14 protein-coding genes are annotated in these 17,413 nt (G+C 68.3%); 4 read left to right on the top strand and 10 right to left on the bottom strand.

The features are described 5' to 3' along the window. Positions 1-42: 42 nt before the first annotated feature. From AC5WAM_RS37455 to AC5WAM_RS37435, 5 genes are all read right to left on the bottom strand, one after another. Complete coding sequence (locus AC5WAM_RS37455) at positions 43-888, bottom strand: hypothetical protein (RefSeq protein WP_495520306.1); 846 nt, start codon at positions 886-888, stop codon at positions 43-45. After that, positions 888-1,448, bottom strand: a complete 561-nt coding sequence (locus AC5WAM_RS37450) for an SAF domain-containing protein (protein WP_495523733.1) — start codon at positions 1,446-1,448, stop codon at positions 888-890. Before AC5WAM_RS37450 ends, AC5WAM_RS37455 begins: the two co-directional genes overlap by 1 nt. A gap of 193 nt (positions 1,449-1,641) precedes the next feature. Beyond that, the gene (locus AC5WAM_RS37445; protein WP_495520305.1) at positions 1,642-1,971 is read right to left on the bottom strand and encodes a hypothetical protein; all 330 of its coding nucleotides are present in this window, start codon (positions 1,969-1,971) and stop codon (positions 1,642-1,644) included. A 1,607-nt stretch (positions 1,972-3,578) separates the two neighbouring features. Then, the gene (locus AC5WAM_RS37440) at positions 3,579-4,793 is read right to left on the bottom strand and encodes a cytochrome P450 (protein ID WP_495520304.1); all 1,215 of its coding nucleotides are present in this window, start codon (positions 4,791-4,793) and stop codon (positions 3,579-3,581) included. Positions 4,794-4,821: 28 nt separating this feature from the next. Next, positions 4,822-5,718, bottom strand: a complete 897-nt coding sequence (locus AC5WAM_RS37435) for a winged helix-turn-helix transcriptional regulator (protein ID WP_495520303.1) — start codon at positions 5,716-5,718, stop codon at positions 4,822-4,824. A 497-nt stretch (positions 5,719-6,215) separates the two neighbouring features. Here AC5WAM_RS37435 and AC5WAM_RS37430 point away from each other — a divergent pair, with 497 nt between their 5' ends. The 3 genes from AC5WAM_RS37430 to AC5WAM_RS37420 all read left to right on the top strand — a co-directional run bounded on the left by AC5WAM_RS37430 (position 6,216) and on the right by AC5WAM_RS37420 (position 9,560). After that, a complete protein-coding gene (locus tag AC5WAM_RS37430) occupies positions 6,216-6,719 on the top strand; it encodes a winged helix-turn-helix transcriptional regulator (RefSeq protein ID WP_495520302.1) in 504 nt (167 codons plus the stop codon). Between the two features lie 339 nt (positions 6,720-7,058). Next, positions 7,059-7,982, top strand: a complete 924-nt coding sequence (locus AC5WAM_RS37425; protein ID WP_495520301.1) for a hypothetical protein — start codon at positions 7,059-7,061, stop codon at positions 7,980-7,982. Positions 7,983-8,027: 45 nt separating this feature from the next. Then, a complete protein-coding gene (locus AC5WAM_RS37420; RefSeq protein WP_495520300.1) occupies positions 8,028-9,560 on the top strand; it encodes an amino acid permease in 1,533 nt (510 codons plus the stop codon). A 961-nt stretch (positions 9,561-10,521) separates the two neighbouring features. Here AC5WAM_RS37420 and istB read toward each other — a convergent pair. The 4 genes from istB to AC5WAM_RS37400 form a co-directional block, all read right to left on the bottom strand. Next, positions 10,522-11,313: an IS21-like element helper ATPase IstB gene (istB, locus tag AC5WAM_RS37415; protein WP_495523732.1), complete on the bottom strand. Its 792-nt coding sequence runs from the start codon at positions 11,311-11,313 to the stop codon at positions 10,522-10,524. Then, the gene (istA, locus tag AC5WAM_RS37410; RefSeq protein WP_495520299.1) at positions 11,307-12,959 is read right to left on the bottom strand and encodes an IS21 family transposase; all 1,653 of its coding nucleotides are present in this window, start codon (positions 12,957-12,959) and stop codon (positions 11,307-11,309) included. The genes istB and istA overlap by 7 nt, the downstream gene beginning before the upstream one ends. 405 nt (positions 12,960-13,364) lie before the next feature. Further along, positions 13,365-13,499 carry a hypothetical protein gene (locus AC5WAM_RS37405; RefSeq protein WP_495520298.1) on the bottom strand — a complete coding sequence of 45 codons (135 nt, stop codon included), beginning with the start codon at positions 13,497-13,499 and terminating at the stop codon, positions 13,365-13,367. Positions 13,500-14,721: 1,222 nt separating this feature from the next. Then, on the bottom strand, positions 14,722-15,414 hold the full coding sequence (locus tag AC5WAM_RS37400; RefSeq protein ID WP_495520297.1) for a S1 family peptidase: 693 nt from the start codon (positions 15,412-15,414) through the stop codon (positions 14,722-14,724). A gap of 401 nt (positions 15,415-15,815) precedes the next feature. Here AC5WAM_RS37400 and AC5WAM_RS37395 point away from each other — a divergent pair, with 401 nt between their 5' ends. Continuing rightward, the gene (locus AC5WAM_RS37395) at positions 15,816-16,598 is read left to right on the top strand and encodes an IS5 family transposase (RefSeq protein WP_495520296.1); all 783 of its coding nucleotides are present in this window, start codon (positions 15,816-15,818) and stop codon (positions 16,596-16,598) included. On the opposite strand, the gene AC5WAM_RS37390 is transcribed toward AC5WAM_RS37395, so the two are convergent. Beyond that, positions 16,564-17,046 (bottom strand): hypothetical protein, encoded by a 483-nt coding sequence (locus AC5WAM_RS37390; RefSeq protein WP_495520295.1) that lies wholly within the window; start codon positions 17,044-17,046, stop codon positions 16,564-16,566. The two genes, AC5WAM_RS37395 and AC5WAM_RS37390, sit on opposite strands and share 35 nt — an antisense overlap. Between the last annotated feature and the right edge of the window lie 367 nt (positions 17,047-17,413).

Below are 17,413 nucleotides of genomic sequence, written 5' to 3'. Positions count from 1 at the left end.
CCCGGGTCTCCGAAGGCGGTGCTGCTTCTTCCTCGAACCCACTCATCCCACCGCTCCGTTGCTGGATGGTGCAGGACTCGTGGATCGCCCTTGAGCAGGGAAGATGAAGTGGATGGAGGGAGCCGTGAGCTCCGTCGACGTGACCTGCACACCGGCGGGCTCGCAGGCTGCCCCCATGCGGTCGGCCACCCTCCCCGCCAGGGACTCCAGGGCCTTCCCCAGCGTTGTGCGCGCCGGGGCAGCTCGTCGCCCGGCCGCCCCGCGCAGCCACGCCGCGCCCTTGGGATCTTTCGGAAGCCGGGCCATCACCTGGATGCCGAGCTCCCGCGTCACCTCATCCGCTGCGTAGCCCTCCCCCACCAGTACGAAGCCCAAGGCGCGCGACCACCTCGTGAGCGCGTCCGCCTTCATCGCCACATGTGCCAAGGCGTCGTCCCGAGCTCGTGAGAGCAGGAGCACGAGGTCGGCGTGACGCAGTACCGGCGTCACCGGCGACTCCGCCTCGATCCGACCGCAGTCCGCCAGGACGACCACTCCCGAACGGTCCGCCGGGCCCCGCAGCATGATGTCGCCTTCGTACGTCAGCTGCTCCAACGCGGCCCGCGCCTGGTCCGCACCGGGTGGTGCGACGACCACGCTCAGCCCGCCGGGCAGCCGTTGGGTGTGCTGCCACAGCAGGCCGGGCTCCGCTGACCGCCGCGCGGCAGCCGCCAAGCTGACAAGGCCAGGAGAGAGGCTGAGCCGGAAGCGGGCCAGCAGATCACCACCCGCCGGATCGCACTCGACGAGAACTGGTGCTTCCTCCCCAGGCCAGCAGGTGGCGAGCCCGAGGGCGGTGGTCGTCACCCAGGGCGAGCCCTTCAGGCTGCACAGTGCCACCAAGGTCATCAGTCTTCGCCTCCCCGCACCACGACCACGCGGAGCGCGCCCTCCGGAGCAGCGGCCATTTGGCGGGCGTCGTCCTCGGCCAGCTGCAAGGTCACCACCGTCACCTGGTCGCCCTGATGGGCCCGGACCCCGGTGACCACCGCCCGCCACGACTTCCTACTCGTGGTGGAGACCTCACCGGACTCCTCCTCGTCCGCGGTCGCAACGACCACGACGCGATGGCCGGGCTGGAGGCCAGTAGGGAACTGCCCCAGCTTCAGACCGACCGCAGCGACGGCCTGGCCTGTGGGCGGCACCTTGGAGCTGCCGAGCGCGCTCTTCGTCAGCAGCGACCCGGAGGGGAGGCTGTACGCCACCGGGCGTCCCATCACCGCGTCACGCGAGTCGGCCGCCACCGCGTCGAGCCCGCTGTCCCGCGCGATGCTCGCCTCCCTCAGATCCGAGGCACGCAGCTCCTGCCCCACGGCCACAGGCCGTTTGAGAACCAGTACGACCTCGCGGTCCCCCAACCGCATGGTGAGCAGCGCCCCTCCGGTCGCGCAGCCGAGGACCAGCAGCACCCCGACCAAGAAGTACGGAACACTCCGCCGCCGGGAGGTCCCGGCCACCCGCGCCGGGGCCCGATCGGCGTCGGGCCCTCCCCTCCTCAGGGGGTCCCGGCTCACGGAGCGGGGACCCCCAGGTGCGCGTACCCGGGTGTTCATCAGCTGTCCTCCTGCCAATGCGTCGTGTGTCCGAACGGTCGTGATGCCGTCAGTCCTCGGTGTTCAGTGCCTGGCTCTCCGCGACGCGGAACCAGGCGTTCGCCGTGGTGGTCATGCCGGGGAACGTGCCGCTCTCCCCCGCTCCGGCCCAGCTGACGGTCCAGTGGATCGTCGCGGAGACCGCGTACGCCTTCCTTGGCTGGCCAGCCGAGGAGGAGCGATACGTGTGCCCGCAGTCCGGCGAAGGGTGGCTGGGCCTGAAAGCGCGCTTCTTCCCGTGGCCACTGCGGGCGTACGGAGTCCCTGGCCCCTTGCACGTCACCGACCTGCCGTCGCCGAGCTTCCAGATGACCTTGCGCGGCCGGGCCACCGCCGTCACCGAGACCCCGGGTACTGAGGCAGTTGCCGATACCCGGTGCCAACCTCCGCGAGCCACCCACAACCAGGTCGGCAGATTCACCAGCTGCTCAGTCGGCGGGTTCGTCTCGATCCGAGGATCGAGAAGCCGTAACTGGCTCCGCGCCCGCTGCGCCACCTGTGCGGGCGACGGCGTGGGAGGCCCACCATCGTCGTCCTGCACCGCGTCGGGAATCCACACCGGCGGCCGGTAGAAGGCATCCCGGAAACCGTTCGACGAGCACTTGTAGACGTACCAGGCGCCCTCCTTCTTCGCCCCTGGATCGGCTACTTGCCTCGTCGGGCTGGACCCGGCTCCCCGTGCCCACACGGCGGGTGCGGCGCCCTGTCCGCCGTTGCCAGCGGACTCCTGGAACGATGCCTTGGCCTCGGCGCGGGGGGCTTTGTAGTCACTGCGCTCGTAGGCACACCGGGCCAAATTCGGATCACGTTCGCCGGTACCCTCGCGGCCGGTGCTCCCGCCGCCACGGAGGTGCGGTCCTGATCCACGCCTCTCCGGCTCAGGAGTCTTCCGCCCGCTCCTTCCACCCTTTCCGGCGTCCAGCTCGCACCCGGGGTGCGGATTCTGCGAGCAGTCGACGTTCGTCCACCCTGGATCGGCCAGCGCGGGTGCAGCACTCGTCAGTGTCGCGGTGGCGGCTATGACGACCACGGCTCCGGTCCGCCTCAACACGATCCGACCTCCCAGACAGCGAACCGCGTGACCTTCCACCCACCCTTTTGCTTCTTCACCTCGGCCGATATGGACTGGCGACCGCCAGGCTCGTCATCTACCAACTCACCTGTCTGCTTGCGGTACTTCAGCCAGCGCGAGGAATCGCCGCAGTCCGAAATCAGGGCTGTGGTGGGGCCGTTCGCGGGGGTGAGTTTCGTGGCCCTCGGAGAGTTCTCCGGCATTCCTTTCGTGACCAGGCCGTTCCGATGGTCGGCGTACATTCCACGCGTGATCGCCTTGAGCGCTTCGCCTGTCGCGTTTCGCGCGAGCCGAGGAGATCTCCAGTCCGAGGTTCTTGCCGCTTCAGCCATGTCGCGCCACATGCCCAAGTAGGCCGCGATCGCGTGCTCCCGTGCCGTGTCTACGGTTGAGGCTGATCGCGAGGCTCTCGACTGCTGCCTTCTCGGAGTCTCAGCGCCACCTGGCTCGGCACTCTCAGGCGCTTGTGTGGCGGACGAACTGCTACACGCACCGAGGCCGAGCAGGACCGCAGCGCTCAACCCAGCACACGCGAGGCGCCGTTCGCCGCGTCGGCAACTCCCTCCAACCATGGCCACACCACCTCATGGACGACCCAGGTTCATGCCGGACGCACATGCGTACGCCGACGCATCCACCTGTACTCCGGCTGCACCCCCTGGGCGCAAGGTGGGACTGCGGACCGACTTCAAAGTGAGTACGGAGCCCTGGATGGAGGAATCACGCACGGAATGTGATAAATGCCGCCTAGGGGGGCGGCTGGCGGACAGAGTCCAGCTACGGCGGGGCGTCACGGCCACGACTCGTGACCGGCGCTTCAGGCAGCCGCGGTCCCGGGGAAAGCGCGCTCGATGGAGTCGCGGCCGCGGCCGCCGTCACTTCCAGGCGACGGGGAGGTCGACCAGGCTGCAGATGCGACTGCCAGTCGTCCATTTCAGGTCTCGGGGTGCGACTGCCAGAGCAAGCCCGGGAAGGCGCTCGACGAGCGAGCCGATCGCCACTTGGAGTTCCACGCGCGCAAGGTTGGCCCCTAGACAGAAGTGGGGGCCGTGCCCGAAGGCGAGGTGCCTACTCTCAGCGGCCCGGTGGATGTCGAACTCGTCCGGGTCGGCGAAGTGCCGCGGGTCGTAGTTGGCGGCCACCACCGGCGCCAGGACAGCTTGCCCCTTCCGCACTGTGCCACCGGACGGGAGGGGCAGGTCCTCGGTGGCCACGCGCAGCAGGCCTCCGTGCCCGGGCACCTCCGTGCGGAGGATCTCCTCGACGACCCCAGGAAGCAGTTCCGGCTGCTGGCGCAGCTCGGCCAGTTGGTCAGGGTGCCGGAGTAGCGTGAGAACGCCCCGGCCGATGACGTGCCCTGTGGTTTCGTGGCCCGCGATGATCAACCCCCGGACCATGCGGGCTAGTTCTCCCTCGCTGAGCCGGTCTTCCGCGTCGTGGGCGTTGATGAGTTCGTCGAGGAGATCCGTTCCGGGGCTCTTGCGGCGGTCAGCTATGAGCCGGTCGGTGTACGCGGTGAATTCCGCGCCGGCCCTCGCGCGCTCGTCAGCGGTGGCCACGCTGGTCGACAGGAACACGTCCGACCACGTCCGAAACTGCGGACTGTCCTCTTCAGGGACGCCCAGCATCCGGCAGATGATGTGGATCGGGAGAGGAAGGGCGTAGGAGTCAAGCAAGTCGACCGGCGGGGAGTCCGACGTCATGGCGTCGATGAGGCTGTTGGCCACCTCCTGAATCCTCGGTCGCCACTGCTCCGCACGCCGCGGTGTGAAGGCCGACTGCACGATGCGCCGGAGTCGCGTATGTTCCGGAGGGTCCATGTTGACGAGAGCGTGCGGATCATCAGGGATGTCACGACCGGCGAGCAGGCGAGGAGCACCCGGGTAGCGAAGGTTCCGTGAGAAGCGCGTATCGGCGTGTACTTCCCTCACGTCTTCGTACGTCGTGGCCAGGAGCACCTCGTCACCGCTCGGCAGTACGACTGGCTCAAGCGGGCAACCGCTGCGCCTTTGGGCGTACGCCTCTGGAGGGCCGCCGTGCGCCCGCGGCGCGAACGGAAACTCTGCGTGAGGCCCAATCTTCTCGCTCATGGTCACCCCCTCACCGCAGCAGCCGAGTTCACCACGACACGGTACCTGATGACCCGTCAGACTGCTGCTGGTGAGTCGAGGGGTTCTCGGGGCGCCGAAAGCGGCCGCGCATGACGTCGACGAGTTGGGCCTCATAGCGCACCGCCCACGACCCCAAGGGCGAGAGAGCCACCAACAGGTCGCGGCCCGAGCCGGTCAGCGAGCAGCTGGCGGCAGAAGCGAACCCTCGCCCCCTCCCTTCATGCGCAACCACGCCGTCGGTGGACAATCGACGCAGGGTGCCCCACAGCACCTTGTCCGACAGGTGACGACGACCGATGATGTGACGATTGCGATCGACGTCCTCATTGATCGCCAAGGCAAGCTCCGTGGGGCGCAAGGGGCCGTTACGCAGGGCTGCGATAACCGAGAAACTCCAGCGCAGGCGGAGCATCGTGAGGGCTACGCCGAGATTGCGCCAACGCTCCTGACTAGGCGTGCGCTTGCCGCCCTCGAACTTCAGTCGGCGCGCGGGCGCAGGACCCGCGGAGCTCACACCCCGGCGATCCCGCAGATTCGCCAGCAGAAGGCCTGCGTGCCTCGTCGCCCATGCCGCCGGCTCATGAAGCGCCTCCAGCAGTTCCTCCGACATGGGCGTCAGCGCTCGAGCCGCACTCTTCACCTGCGGCTCAACCAGCTGCTGTCGCACGATCAGCCCGTCACGCTCCAGTCGCCGCAGCGTTTCGAGCAGGGTCTTCTCGTGCAGGACCCATTCATTCAACAAGTCCGCATTGCGCACATTTCCCCTGTTTATGTGTGCTAGAAGTTCCGTCGGGCTCATCGGCCCGTCCAGGAGGGCGACGAGCACCGCGTACGTCCACTTGTTGCGTATGAGCTCGATAGCCATGCCGATTCCGCGCAGGTGACGGAGCTCGTCGTTGAGCAATGACCTACCCCCTTGAGCGGGCTGTGCCCGCGCATCCTGCTACGCCAGCTACAGGAAGCATAGGAGCGCGGCGAGAAATCCCGATGTCCCCCACACCCGCGAGTTGCGCCAGCGCCGCTGGCTTGAATTCGCCGAACTGGCGGCACTGGCTTTGAAGTTAGAGTGCTCCGGCGGTGTAGCACTTGGACGTGGCCGAGATGGCCGTGCCAGCCTCGGCCACGTCCAAAGATCGAAAGAAAGTAGCGCTATGCATGACAGCGGATGGGGAACGTCACTGCCTCCATAGCGAGAGGAAGTCAGGACGGATCAAGAGAAGGAAGAATCCCTCGCCCTCGAGGGTACGGAAGTTGGCAGAGGGAGCACGTCAAGCCCCTCGCCCCGAAGAAGACCAAGCTGGCTACGTCGCAACAGCACCGGCACCCCGGTGTGGCACAGGCTCATACAGGCGCACTCACCGGCTTGCAGAACCGCGCAGATGAAGCTGGTCAGGGAAAGCCATGCCTAAGAACTCTGGTGGCTCAAGCACCTCACCTACCGGGAAATGGCATCTCCGCCTCACCTCCCGCCTACCGCTCCCCCGGCACCCCGCTCCTGCCGGGGTAACACCAAACGATGAGCAATACCTTCGGAGGGTCCACGACTTCCTTCGCCTGCTGAACGGCGAATGGTATTGGGATGTCTTTGTCGCTCTCAACGATGGGCCGCTGCAGTACACGGACCTCCTAGCCACAATGCGCGCACAGATTCCCACCAACAACTGGCCGGGGCGTGCTCATCGCAACCTTCAGGAAGGTATGTTGTGCCGCACCCTGCAACGTTTGACGCAGACTGAGCTGATCAACCGCGAAAGAGCAGCGCGTTTCCCATTCCCCACTACATATCGACTGACGCCCCCGTCGCAGGAGCTCCTGACCGCGATGGCACCGGCTGCCACATGGGCGGAAGCACATGCGGCACTCCTCGTTCGCGCGCAACGAGGGCATAAGGCACTAGCCGAGTAATGGCCACAGCCTGTTCGCTGCCGGCATCCTCCCGTCCGCGGCGAGGGCCCGCGGTGCCGTCATCGCGCCTCTGCAGCGGCCGCTGCTCGCGTGTCCACCTGGTACCTGGTGGGGCATCCACCCAGGTCGGCTTCGGGGATCCAGCAGTGCGCCCGTACTCACGTCGAAGTTGGTTCGCCCGCGCATCTTGCGGTCGGGCACCCCGGCAGGAGTACTTGCTTTTCCCACACCTCCGAGCTCCCTGCTCCGGTGTCCCAGCCGAAGACGCGTCCGACTCCCCCCGCGCTGAGGCTGTGCACACCGGAGCAGGGGCCCTCTTGCCACCCAAGAGGCCAACCCATGTTGATCACTCTTGACACGCATCCCGCCAGAAACGACGAAGCGCTACGGCATGTGCTCGAAGACGCCTCGATGGGCCGCTGGGAAGGGCCGCGGGACATGCTCATCGCCACCGGGCCGGACTGGGACCGGCGGATCTTCCGCCTCCAGGTCCTGGCCGAGGCGGGAGCCCGCCTCAGGTTCGCCGACACCTGGGCCGAGGCCGAGCCGCACTCCCCGCACGCCCTTGCCCTGCTCGGGAACGTGCAGGCCCTGCGCGCGATGATCGCTGGTCGCGTCAAGGGCCAAGTCCTGATGGAAGAGGCATGGGCAACGTGCTGTGCCGCGCTGGACGTGTGGCCCCAGGACGTGGCGCCCCTGGTCGTCATGCTCGCGCTGCTGCGCACCCACGCCCCTGACCGCAGCACGCTGAACCATGTGTGGTCAGAGATCAAGCAACGTGATCCCTGGAATCGCGAGGCCCACCACGAGCTGGTCACCTACCTCTTCGTCCGTCATCACGGCGAGCCCGGCGAGGCGATGTGGTGGGCCGAGGAGCAAGTCTCCACGGCCCCGAAGGGCCTGCCCCTCGCGGTCCTGCCCTTGGTCGTGCTCGCCGAGGCCCACCGCTGCCGTCAGGCGCAGAACCAGGACTCGTACGGCCTCATGATCCACCCCTGGGTCGAGTGCCCTCAGATCGACCTGGTGCTGGAGCGATGGTGGCGCTACCGCGCACCGCATCCGCACGCCTGCTTCGCCGACGACGCCAACTACCTGGCACACGCCCTGTCGTTCGCGAACCGCCACTCCGAGGCCCAGGAGGTCTTCGACGCGATCGGCCCGTACGCCACCCATGTGCCCTGGGCCTACTGCGGCGATGCCCGCCGGCTGTTCCTGCGACACCGGGCCTGGTCCTACAGCCCTCCACGGCGCCGGTACCGCTGACGGCTCGCCGTCTCCGAATCCCGTAGCAGGAAGGACGGAAAGACCGTGCCCCTTGATGTATCCCGCGTCTCCGACGAGGAGCGCCTCAAGCAGCTCGGCTACCGCCAGACGCTGTCGCGCTCCATGTCCGGCCGCGCCAACTTCGGCGTCAGCTTCACCATCATCTCCATCCTCTCCGGCTGCATGACGCTCTACGGCTACGGCATGAACACCGGCGGCCCCGCCGTCATCATGTGGGGCTGGCTCTTCGTCGGCCTGATGACCCTGTTCGTCGGCCTGTCCATGGCAGAAGTCTGCTCCTCCTACCCCACCAGCGCCGGCCTGTACTTCTGGGCCCACCGCATGGGCCCGCCCCGCACCGCCGCCGCCTGGGCGTGGTTCACCGGCTGGTTCAACACCCTCGGCCAGATCGCGGTCACCGCGGGCATCGACTTCGGCGCCGCCACCTTCCTCAACGCCCTCCTCGACCTCCAATTCGGCTACGACGCCACCCCCGGCCACACCATCACCCTCTTCGGCGCCATCCTCGTCCTGCACGGCATCCTCAACACCTTCGGCGTACGCATCGTCGCCCTCCTCAACGAGGTCTCCATCTGGTGGCACATCGGCGGCGTCCTGCTCATCTGCGGCGCCCTGGTCCTCGTCCCCGACCACCACCAGTCCACCCGCTTCGTCTTCGGCGAGTTCGTCAACAACACCGGCTTCACCTCCAGCCTCTACGTGGTAGCCATCGGCCTGCTCATGGCCCAGTACACCTTCACCGGCTACGACGCCTCCGCCCACATGACCGAAGAGACCATCGACGCCGCCACCGCAGGCCCCAAAGGCATCGTCCGCTCCATCCTCGTCTCCCTGGCCGCCGGATTCGTCCTGCTCTTCGGCTTCACCTACGCCATCCAGTCCTACAACGGCGCCCTCGACTCCGACACCGGCGTACCCCCCGCCCAGATCCTCATGGACGCCCTCGGCACAGCCACCGGCAAGTGGCTCCTCGTCGTCATCATCGTCGCGCAACTCTTCTGCGGCATGGCCTCCGTGACCGCCAACTCCCGCATGATCTACGCCTTCTCCCGCGACGGCGCCCTGCCCTTCTCCCAGGTGTGGCACAAGCTCCACCCCGGCACCCGCACCCCGACCAACGCCGTCTGGCTCGCCACCGGCGGCGCCTTCTGCCTGGGCCTGCCCTACCTGTGGAACTCCACCGCGTACGCGGCAGTGACGTCGATCGCGACGATCGGCCTGTACATCGCCTACGTCATCCCCACCTACCTCCGCCTGCGACAAGGCGACCGCTTCGAACGCGGCCCCTGGCACCTCGGCTCCTGGTCCACCATCATCGGCACCATCGCCGTCGCCTGGGTCGCGGTGATCACCGTGCTCTTCATGCTCCCCCAGGCCTCCCCCGTCACCGCCAAGACCTTCAACTACGCCCCCCTCGCCGTCGGCGTCGTCATCGCCTTCTGCACCACCTGGTGGCTGACCTCCGCCCGCAAGTGGTTCCTCAACCCCTCGGACCCCCGCAACATTGCACCGCACAGTGCACAGGTAGCCGGGCAGCAACAAGCGCCCAACCCGTAGGCCCAAGGCAGGTACTGGTCGCCCTGTGCAAGGCCTGCCAGGCGCTCCACACGAAGGCCCCCTCGTTTGAGAGGGCCTTCAGCGTTTCCGGGCGCTGCTCCAGGAGCGGATCCGCTGCCCGACCGCGCCCGGGCAGCAGTACCAGCCAGCCCGGTCAGGCGCTCCGGGGCGGCTTCCGGGACGCGCTCTCCTTCCCCGTTGTGGCCTTCCTCGCCGCGGTCTTCCCAACTGGTTTTGTCACTTTCCATGGATGTCGTTTCGACATGACTGTGCGAGTCGTTGTGCGCGTCGACAGGTGATCGATGTGCACGGGAATTGATGTCACTCTCGGCTGCCCGGCAGTGGTGTGGGGTGTGAGAAGCGGGGCACTCGCGGGATCGCGGTTCGTCGTGCGACGGGCCGAGTTTCGGGATTGGGAGAACAGTCCTGGGAGGCGTTGGTGTCCGTGGGCGGTTCACCGGTCGCGGACACCAACGTCACAGTTGTCCCGTAGTGCCCGGCATGACCTGTTGGCTGGCGTAGTACACCCGGCGGAATTGCGGACCGGCTGGAGTGCGCGGGGCCACCGGCTGCTGTAAGGGGCTAGGCTGGTGCATGCCGGTGGTCGGCCCGAAAGAGGCTGATCTGGTCGGCGGTTGGAGGTCTTGGGTAACGTCCCCGCCTCGATGGTCACTGCCGTGCGGCGGCAGTCGGAGTCTTCCTGTACCTCTGTGAGCCAGGACCGGGTGCCGTGGGGAGCGGTATCGCGCGGCTTCCTGGCGCGTCCGCTCCGTTGGCTCGCCGATCAGGTGCTTCTCCCGCGGCGCCTGGGCCTGACGGACTGGTGTGTGAGCAGCTTTGAGGGGATCGCGTCCTGGCCCTGATGCGCTGGGCGCATGCGGCCACCGCCGGCTGTCTGACGGTGGCCGCCGCCCCGCAGCGGCGCCGACTCCGCCCGGGAGACTGTCCGGGGCCGAGGGGTTCAGCCAGTATTTTCCTGGGTTTGTGCCTTGGTGTGGGCCAGTCGGTAAGAATCCGTGCCGGTCTGGATGATCGCGCCGTTGAAGGTGAGCCGGTCAACAATCGCGGCGCAGAGCCGCGGGTCGGTGAACGTCTTCGTCCACCCCGAGAACGACTCGTTGGAGGCGATCGCGACGCTGTTCTTCTCCTCGCGCTCGGTCAAAACCTGGAAGAGCAACTCGGCGCCGTGCCGGTCGAGTTCCATGTAGCCGAGCTCGTCGATACATAAGAGATCGACGCGGCCGTAGCGGGCGATGGTCTTCGTCAGCTGCTTGTCGTCAGCAGCCTCGACCAGCTCGTTGACCAGCTTGGTGGCCAGCACGTAGCGGACCCTAAAGCCCTGCATGGCGGCCTCCGTGCCAAGCGCGATCAGCAGGTGGGACTTGCCGGTACCCGAGTCGCCGATCAGGCAGAGCGGCTCGCCCTTCTTGACCCACTCGCAGGTCGCCAGCGTGTTGACGGTGGCCGCATCGACGTTGAGGTTGGCGTCGAAGTCGAAGGCCCGCAGCGACTTCTCCCTGGGGAAGGCGGCGGCCCGGATGCGGCGCTCGGAGCGGCGCCGGGCCCGGTCGTCGCACTCGGCCATCAGCAGCTCGGCCAGGAACGCGCGATACGACATCTGGTCGCGGGCGGCCGCGTCGGCCATGTCCTTGAACTGCTGGCGGATGGAGGGCAGTCGCAGCATGCGGCATGCCTGGTCGATGGAGGCGGTCGCGGCTTCCTCGGTCAGCCCGCGCTTGCGTGGACTCATGATCCTTCTTTCCTGCCCGCCGGTCGGGCGGGCCGTTTGAGGAGCTGGTCGTAGTGGGCCACCGACGGCAACGGCCGCTCATCCGGCGGCAGATGGGACAGCTTCCAGTCCGACAAGAACGTCACCGACGCGCTCTCATCGCCTGTCTTGGTCCGGTCCGGCCTCGTGCGGGGCCGGACGGGCTCGGTGTCGCTCTCGGCGACCTTGCGGGCCTCCAGGGCGACCGCGTCCGCGGTCAGCGCGCCGGCCCGGAACGCGGCGGCGAGCCCGGCCACGACCTGCTCGTGGTCCATGTGTCGGGCCAGCAGCAGCACCTCGATCAGGGCCCGGGTCCCGGCGGCCTCGCCGTGGGCGGCCTTGGCCGCCGTCCACCATCGGTCGTGGACCGGGGTGAACCGGCCCGCGGAGCGGGCCTGTTCCAGCGCGGTCGAGCCGGGGAAGGCGCCCGGCTTGCGCATCAGCGCCTCCAGGTAGTGGTCCAGCAGCAGCGAGGTCTCGCCGACCTTGCCGAGCCGCTCGTGCCGGGCGACCTCGGTGCGGCCGTCGAACACGATCAGCTCGTTGGCGTGCAGCAGCACCCGCAGCTGACGGCCGATGAAGCGCACCGGCACCGAGTAGGCGTTGCCGCGCACCCCGATCTGGCTGAACCGGTTGACTCGCGGGCTCAGCCACCGCCCCGTCTCGAACACCTCCAGGGGCAGCGGCTTGAGAAGGCCCTGTTCCTGGGCGAAGTACTCGCCAATCGTGCGGGTGCGTGAGCGGATCCGGCGTCCGTCATCGGCCGCGTCCCATCCGTCGACCAGCGCGTTCAGTTCGGCGAGCGTGTCGACCTCGGGGACGGGCACGAAGTGGTTGCGTCGGAAGTAGCCGATCTGCCCCTCCACCCCGCCCTTCTCGTGGGCGCCCTCGATACCGGGCATGCAGTAGAACGGCTCGATACCCCAGTGCGAGCGAAACGCCGTCCACCGCTCCGACTCGTTGCGATCCCGCGATCGGCCCAGTATTCGCTCGACCGCGGCCCGCAGGTTGTCGTAGCGGATCCGGTGGCGCGGGACGCCGCCCAGGGTGCGAAAGGCGTGCACGTGCCCCTCGAAGAACGCCTCCTGCCCGCAGGTGGCGAACACCCGGTGCACCGCCTTGCCGGAGAACGACAACCTGAGCGAGAACAGATACAGCCGCCTGTCCTGGCCTGCCAGGCGGACGTGCGCCTCTCCGAAGTCGACCTCGGCCTCAGCGCCGGGCAGATGCGTCTGCGGCACGAACACCGCCTGTGGTCCCAGCCCGGCCTCCCGCCGGATCTCGGGCCGGCGCACCTTCACGTACCGGCGCACCATCGGATACGAGATGTCCAGGGCGGCGTGCTCGTCGACCAGGCGGTCGAAGATGCGCTGGACGGTGTGCTGCTGCTTGGCCGGCGCATCCACATCCGCCCGCAGCATCTCGTCGATCAGCGGGACGTACGCATCCAGTCGCGACTCCCGCCGCCGCGGCGTCTTGCGCGGCTCGGGCCACTGCCCGTCCAGAGCCCGCCGCACCGTGCGCCAGGTGACGTTGTACTTGCGCTGCAACGACCTCTGGGACAGGCCGAGTTGATGATGGTCACGGCGTATCGCGGCATACAGATCGACCTTGGAATCCGACTTCCCCATCGGGCCCCCAGCGGCAGAAGCACACCCCACCGTCCCACCGCAAGCCCCCGGGTGACGTCAAAACAAGCAGACATCGCAAACTCGGTCAGGACACGACTCCCACAGTCATGTCGAAACGCCTCCCCACCCCGGTTACAAAGTCATCCCAACAGTGGTCTTCTTCGCGGCGCGTCTCGGCTAGAGCTCGTGCACATCGGCTTCACCACAGGAGGCGCAGGTCCGCTCCACGGACTGCTCCAGCGCCACCATCAGGTCGACCAACGCCTGCAGCCGAGGACGGAGACGAGGCCGTGCGGAACACCTCCGCGGATGCGGAGCGGACCCCTCTCGCCCCGTCACGACGTTCGTGATCGGCGGACACCTCCGCGGGCGCGGAGCGGACGGCCGGACCATGGGCCGACGACTTCACCCTGGCTGCCTGATGCCCCACCCCGCCCCCGCGACGAGCACGACGGCCTGGACGGCCCGCCGCCACCAGAACCCGTGCACTACGCCGAGCAGTCCCTCCTGGGCGCGCTCCTCCTCGCCCCACCGGCTCACCGGCCTCGGCCCTCTGCGCGCCGGCCACTTCAGCGACCCCGCCCATGGCTGGTTCCATCAGCTGGTCCCCGGCGGGCCCCGCGTGCTCAGCCGCCACCTGCTCCAGCGCCTCATAAAGGGCGCGGGCCCGCTGGCTGCGCGGGCTACCGAATGCGTCCCGGGGTGCGGTGAGCAGCACAATCCAGTGCGCCCCAGTCATCCGCATCTGGCTGGCCGCCCGTACCGCGCTCAGCAGATGCCGACGCTCCGGCTTCTTCAGCGGCCCTTGCGCAGCTGACACCAGCTCGTACGCGGGCCCTCTCAGCCGCTGGCGCAGATGCAGCGGCACCGCCTCCCAGATCGGGTCGGCTTCCCCCGGCAGCAGCCGACCCTGGGCGGCTCCCGACTCGGCCCGCGAAGCTGCGGCGGGGGACTGATCTCCATCTGGGGCGTCGGCGGTGCAGGTGTGGGCTGCCGCCGGTCCGACGTACGCACCCGGGGCAGCGCACCCAGCCTGCCTCCTGGACAGCCGCCTCGACCACCGAGCGCTGCGGGCCGAAGCCTGCCTCCACCAGCCGGTGCGGCAGCCGCAGTGTCTCCACAGCGCGCAGGGCTGCGAGCGCGGTGACGGCATGGCCCTGCGCGAACCACCCGTCGGCCTCCGCCTCATTGCCACACCCGCAGAAACAGTCCCTCGTCGGCCGATTTGTCCTCGTCTCCGTCACGACCTGGAACGCTATCGGCTCCAGCAGTCCCAGATCGGCCAGGCCACGCCAACTCGCCCCTATCAGGGGGGGCGCCCAACCACACACCGGTGTGCAGCCACCGTTCCCAGACACCACAGCCAGGGCTGCCCGGGCCAGGGACATCAGATCCCTCCGCCGAGGACGACGAAGATCACACCGGCGCTCCCGGTGAGCACTCCGTCGGGCGGGGCAGCCCAGCGGCCACAAGGCCCCGCGTACGCCTAAGAAGCCGTTGTCGTACCGATCACGGTGAGCATCGGTTCGAAATGTGGCCACCCGGACGAGTGATCCTGCGTCAGGGCGCGCACAGCGATGGGGCCTCCTGCTCGGCTCGGGGTTGCTGATGTCCGGACAAGTCGGGGCCGGCGACGGCGGCGAGGGCACCCGCCGGGAAGAAGTTGAGCGAGAAGCGGTCGGGATGGTTCAGCGGGCCTGCGGGGCGGGGACCCGAGACGTCGGGCAACCGGTTCCCGCAGGCCGTACTCGTGCTGGCGGCGCTATCCGATGGTTTGTTTGATCCAGGACGTGTAGGGCTGCACCCGGGTGACGATGGTGTCCGCAGTTCCACAATGCGGCTTACTGGAGCGGCTGATCACCCCAACCAGGGCTCCATCAGGTTTGTCCAGGGCGGGGCCGCCCGCGTCCCCGAGACAGACGGTCGAGACCGGGGTGGAGACCAGGCACAGCTCGTTGTTCTGGTCGAAACCGCCCCCTGCCGGGGGGTTGCAGAGCTGGGGCGCGGCGACCAGCAGATCGATGCCGCGCAGCCGGTCGCTGCCGTTGTTGCAGCCGATGGCCTCGCAGGTCTGGCCCCAGCCGTCCAGGTGCAGCAGGTGGTCCGTCCAGTTGGTCCCGGTTGCCAGGGTGACCGGCGCGTTCGTCACGGGCTGGGCCAGCCGGATCAGGGCGATGTCGTTGTCGTAGGATCGGTCCGGGTTGAAGCCGGGGTTGATGACGGCGCTCTGGGCGGCGATCACGGTGCCGCCTCTGGTCCGGTTCAGCGAGCCGATGCGGGCAGTCACGTCGTTGGGGTGCTCCACGACCGCGGTGGCGCACGTCGCGGAAGTGAGCAGCCACTGCGGCGCGACGACCTGGGCGGCGCAGAACTGACTGCTGCCTTCGAAGAGGGCGGCGATCCACGGACGGCTGGTGGTTTCGACGCTGCCGCCGACGATTCTCGGAGTTGCCATGGCGGGCGTGGCGCCCAGGAGAAGGGCGGCGCCCGCGAGGGCAAGAAGCTTCTTGAACGTGCACGGACATATACCGCATGCCGAACCGACAGCATGGCCGATCCTGCTCCAAATGGCCCCGTTTGGAGTAACTGGACGTTGCTCCTCGATCTTGGTGACCGTGAGTTCGAGCCTGCCGACCCGGTCGGGTGATCTTCTGATCGGTTGGGCATGAAAGTGCGGCCTCCCGAACAGCTCGTGGGTGTCGAATCCAGCCGAGCGACAGGAGGCCCCTGGTGCCGCAGTCTTCCGTCTCCGTGACGTTGCCGTTCGACTCGTTCCCCCTGTCCTGTGATTGCCTCGCTCACCGGTTAGGGAATGCCGGGGACCGGCCGTACAGGCGTCCGAGGTACCCCTCGGACATGACCGACGCGAAGTGGGCGGTCGTGCGCGATGCGATGCCCGTGCCCGCCTGGCTGGAGGGAAGGGGTGGACAGCCGGAGGGCTACTGCCACCGGCAGCTGGTCGACGCGGTGCGCTACCTGGTCGCGGGCGGCATCGCCTGGAGGGCGGTGCCCGCGGACTTCCCCGCCTGGGACCGCGTCTACGCCTTCTTCCGGCGCTGGCGGGACAAGGGCCTGGTCGGCGAGTTCCACGACCGGCTGCGCGACCGGGTCCGCGAGGCAGCGGGCCGTGATCCGGAGCCGACCGCCGGGATCGTCGACGCGCAGTCGGTGAAAGGGGCCGCGTCGGTGCCGGCCACGAGCCGGGGGTTCGACGGCGGGAAGAAGGTGAACGGCCGCAAGAGGCACATCGTCGTGGACACCCTCGGGCTGCTGCTGACAGTCCTGGTCACCGCCGCATCCGTCACCGACCGCGAGGCCGGCCGTACCCTGCTGGAGCGGCTTCGTGAGCGGCACTGGCGCATCTCGCTGGTGTGGGCCGACGGCGCCTACGTCGGCCGCCTGGTCGACCTCGCCGGCGACGTGCTGCGGATCGCACTGACCGTGGTCAGACGCACCGACGACACCACGGGCTTCGTAGTGCTGCCGAAACGGTGGCTGGTGGAACGGACGTTCGCTTGGCTGATGCACTCACGCCGCCTGGCCCGCGGCTACGAGACCCGCACCGACACCTCCGAGGCGATGATCCGGTGGTCAATGAGTATGGTCATGAGCCGCCGGCTCGCCCGGCGACCACGCTGAACATCCCCGGCCGTTCCTCGGACAGCCAGCCCCGCGCGGCCAGCCGCTTCACCTTCGACCGCACGCCCTCCACCTTCGCCGCGACCTCCTTCAGACCCAGGGCCGCCGCGAGCTGCCGACAGTCCATCTCCTCCCCGCTCTCCGCCAGGACCTCCACGAGCCGCTGGTAGTCCGGCGCCAGCGCACTCGGATCGAGACCTTCCCTCCAGACGGGGACCACCGATCCGGGCACCGCCCCGGCGACCCGCGCAGGCCGCTCACCGGCCGCCCCGGCCGACGGCGCCTCCTTGCCTGCAGGGGTTCCCGCCAGGACTTCGGCCACTGTCTGACGGGCCATCACGAACCGCTCCCACGCGGCTTCCGCCTCCTGCAGCTCGGCTTGCAGGACCTCCACTCGCCGGCGGGCAGCACGCTCGCGCTCCTCCAGCAGCCCCATCACCGACGGCATCCGGCACCTCCACCGAAGAGACGACACGACATCCCGTCTCTGCCACCGAGGCGCTGGCACTATGCCTGACCAGCGGAACCGCACCCGTCACTGTCGGAAAGACAACGGCTTCTAAGCCGCTGATCTGGGATGAGCCCTCAGCGCGCGCATGGTTGCCGTACGGGCTCTGGAAGCGGCGGCCGGCTCTTGGGGTGTCTCGTGAGTGTCGGCCGATCAGCCGACACGGATCTACCGGACTGGTGGGCGCGTGCAGTGTCCGTAGCGAGAAAGATCTTCACTGTGAGAAGCAGAACTACGAGCATCGCTTTTGAGCCCACGAGGCCCGGCCACTTCCCTTCTGGCGGCCCCTGCATCTGCAGTCAAAGGT

Source organism: Streptomyces sp. JLYT201 (genome assembly GCF_059448825.1).
Note: the sequence above shows the minus strand (reverse complement) of the source record. Positions and strands in the feature narration are given on the sequence as shown.

Coding starts and splice junctions, on each gene's coding strand:
- AC5WAM_RS37455 (WP_495520306.1), bottom strand. CDS start 888: ATGACCTTGGTGGCACTGTGCAGCCTGAAGGGCTCGCCCTGGGTGACG.
- AC5WAM_RS37425 (WP_495520301.1), top strand. CDS start 7,059: ATGTTGATCACTCTTGACACGCATCCCGCCAGAAACGACGAAGCGCTA.
- AC5WAM_RS37390 (WP_495520295.1), bottom strand. CDS start 17,046: ATGCCGTCGGTGATGGGGCTGCTGGAGGAGCGCGAGCGTGCTGCCCGC.
- AC5WAM_RS37400 (WP_495520297.1), bottom strand. CDS start 15,414: ATGGCAACTCCGAGAATCGTCGGCGGCAGCGTCGAAACCACCAGCCGT.
- AC5WAM_RS37395 (WP_495520296.1), top strand. CDS start 15,816: ATGACCGACGCGAAGTGGGCGGTCGTGCGCGATGCGATGCCCGTGCCC.
- AC5WAM_RS37430 (WP_495520302.1), top strand. CDS start 6,216: ATGCCTAAGAACTCTGGTGGCTCAAGCACCTCACCTACCGGGAAATGG.
- istA (WP_495520299.1), bottom strand. CDS start 12,959: ATGGGGAAGTCGGATTCCAAGGTCGATCTGTATGCCGCGATACGCCGT.
- AC5WAM_RS37440 (WP_495520304.1), bottom strand. CDS start 4,793: ATGAGCGAGAAGATTGGGCCTCACGCAGAGTTTCCGTTCGCGCCGCGG.